The sequence below is a fragment of the Klebsiella sp. RIT-PI-d genome, assembly GCF_001187865.1.
Lineage (GTDB): Bacteria > Pseudomonadota > Gammaproteobacteria > Enterobacterales > Enterobacteriaceae > Superficieibacter.
Genome location: NZ_LGIT01000016.1, coordinates 1 through 831, shown reverse-complemented (window position 1 = coordinate 831; position 831 = coordinate 1). Strand labels below are relative to the sequence as shown.

Below are 831 nucleotides of genomic sequence, written 5' to 3'. Positions count from 1 at the left end.
CACGATGTCTGTGACATCGTTCTCGCTACCAGCACAGGAGATATGGTGCATCCGGGAGGATTCGAACCTCCGACCGCTCGGTTCGTAGCCGAGTACTCTATCCAGCTGAGCTACGGATGCATCGGGATTACTACTTTACTGCTGATTCAATGTCGCTCAACATGCCGCAACACTGATAAAGATGGTGCATCCGGGAGGATTACTCGGCTTCGCCTCGCCCTGCGGGCCGTTGCTGAAGCAACGTTATCCTCCCTGGTGCCCGTAACAAGATTCACGATGTCTGTGACATCGTTCTCGCTACCAGCACAGGAAATATGGTGCATCCGGGAGGATTCGAACCTCCGACCGCTCGGTTCGTAGCCGAGTACTCTATCCAGCTGAGCTACGGATGCATCGGGATTACTACTTTACTGCCGACCTGGTGCCCGTAACAAGATCCGCGGTGTCTGTGACATCGTTCTCGCTACCAGTACAGGAGATATGGTGCATCCGGGAGGATTCGAACCTCCGACCGCTCGGTTCGTAGCCGAGTACTCTATCCAGCTGAGCTACGGATGCATCGGGATTACTACTTTACTACTGATTCAATGTCGCTCAACATGCCGCAACACTGATAAAGATGGTGCATCCGGGAGGATTACTCGGCTTCGCCTCGCCCTGCGGGCCGTTGCTGAAGCAACGTTATCCTCCCTGGTGCCCGTAACAAGATTCGCGGTGTCTGTGACATCGTTCTCGCTACCAGCACAGGAAATATGGTGCATCCGGGAGGATTCGAACCTCCGACCGCTCGGTTCGTAGCCGAGTACTCTATCCAGCTGAGCTACGGATGCA

At 54.8% G+C, this 831-nt stretch carries 4 tRNA genes; all 4 read right to left on the bottom strand.

The features are described from left to right. Positions 1-43: 43 nt before the first annotated feature. A tRNA-Arg gene (locus AC791_RS17415) sits at positions 44-120 on the bottom strand. A gap of 195 nt (positions 121-315) precedes the next feature. Continuing rightward, positions 316-392, bottom strand: a tRNA-Arg gene (locus AC791_RS17410). A gap of 89 nt (positions 393-481) precedes the next feature. Further along, positions 482-558, bottom strand: a tRNA-Arg gene (locus AC791_RS17405). 195 nt (positions 559-753) lie between these two features. Next, a tRNA-Arg gene (locus AC791_RS17400) sits at positions 754-830 on the bottom strand. Position 831 lies beyond the last annotated feature (1 nt).